1 protein-coding gene is annotated in these 1,523 nt (G+C 63.7%); it reads right to left on the reverse strand.

Annotation, left to right across the window (positions count from 1 at the left end):
- Positions 1–289 precede the first annotated feature (289 nt).
- Positions 290–1,450, reverse strand: coding sequence for an IS110 family RNA-guided transposase (locus AC3WJD_RS21955; protein ID WP_492748972.1), 1,161 nt, complete (start codon positions 1,448–1,450; stop codon positions 290–292).
- Positions 1,451–1,523 lie beyond the last annotated feature (73 nt).

Consider the following 1,523-nt stretch of genomic DNA (forward strand, 5'->3'; position numbering starts at 1 on the left):
GCTCACATGACGAGGACGTCGGTCAAGGTTTAAAATCGCGACGGCATTTGTCTTCTCCTTGATGTTTGGATCCAGGCTTGGCCCGATGCATGACTCGGCTCGAAGGTTCGAACCTGGTCCTGCTCACATTCGGTCGCCGTTGCGAACGGCTGCACCATTATCCCGCGTGCGGCGGGCACGGGCTCAGGAAGGCGAGACCAGTCTTTCAGGCGGCATTGAAGGCCAACAGACATCTCGGTTCGCTTCCTGGATCCACGGAGCTGATCGGGCTCCGGGGAAGTCGATTGGGTCAGGCGGCTTTCATCACGGCACCTTCGATGACCACGCCGGCGGCGACATATTTCCACAAAGCGATGAGGAGCTTGCGAGCGAGCGCCACGATCATCGGCTTTCTCAGACGGCCGCCATTGCGCTGCACGCGTTCCTGGAACCAGCGGGCGAGCGCCGAGTCGGGCTGGTGACGTAACCAGAGCCAGGCCAGCTCGACCATGGTCGTCCGCAGCCGGGGATTGCCGGCCTTGGAGACGCCTTGCTCGTGCCGGACGGATCCGCTCTGCCACGGTGTCGGCGCCAAACCCGCGTAAGCGGCGACCTGCCGTCGATTGTCGAAATGTCGGAACAGACCTTCCGAATACAGGATGGCGGCAAACTCGGGTCCGATGCCCTTGAGGTGCGTGAGCATCGCTGCCGGGGTGTCGGCGGCCTGTGCCGCGATCAGCGCATCGCGCTCCGCCTCGATGGCTTTGATCTGCTCGATGACCAGCTCGAGACGGTCGAGCTCGCGGTGGATCTGCGCCTCGATATGTCGTGCAATCGACCGTCCATCGCCGGTTCGCAGCTCCTCGAGCCGGTCGCGCCGGTCGCGCCGTATCGGCTCATAGCCGGTGATACCCTGCGCGAAGAGCAGGCCTTTGATCCGGTTGACGTGCCGCGTCCGCTCGATGACCAGGACCTTGCGTTCGCGGCAGATGCGGCGCCGATCCTCCTCTTCCACGCTTGGCGGCCGGACCATCGCACACACCCGCGGTTCGCCTCGCTTGTACGCCAGCAAGGCGCGCACCAGCGCTTCCCCGTCGATCTTGTCGGTCTTCGCTCGCCGCCGCCTGCGCGATGTCGCGATCGACGCAGGGTCAACAACATGGCTCTCGATCCCTTCGCGCTCGAGCACCCGGTGGATCCAGAAGCCGTCGAGACCCGCCTCCTGGATGACGATGAAGCCAAAATCCTGCCCGGTTCGCGCCTGCGCCTTGGCACGAAGCTGGGCAAAGCGGGCCATCAGACCGGCAACGTCGCCCGCGCGCACGACATGCTTCGACATCCGCTCGCCGGCACCCGGCGACAAGGACGTGATCAGCCATGTCGATTTACACAGTTCCATCGAAACGAAGATCGCGCCAAGATCAATACGGATAGCGGCAGGCGCATGGGGTCGATCAGCTGCAATATGCATGGTTGCCTCCACGGAGTTTGGGTCAGCAACCGCACTCTGCCACAGCGCCAGCCGCTATCCACCTCTCGCCATG

The organism is Sphingobium sp. FW306-1B-F04DB (genome assembly GCF_058781925.1).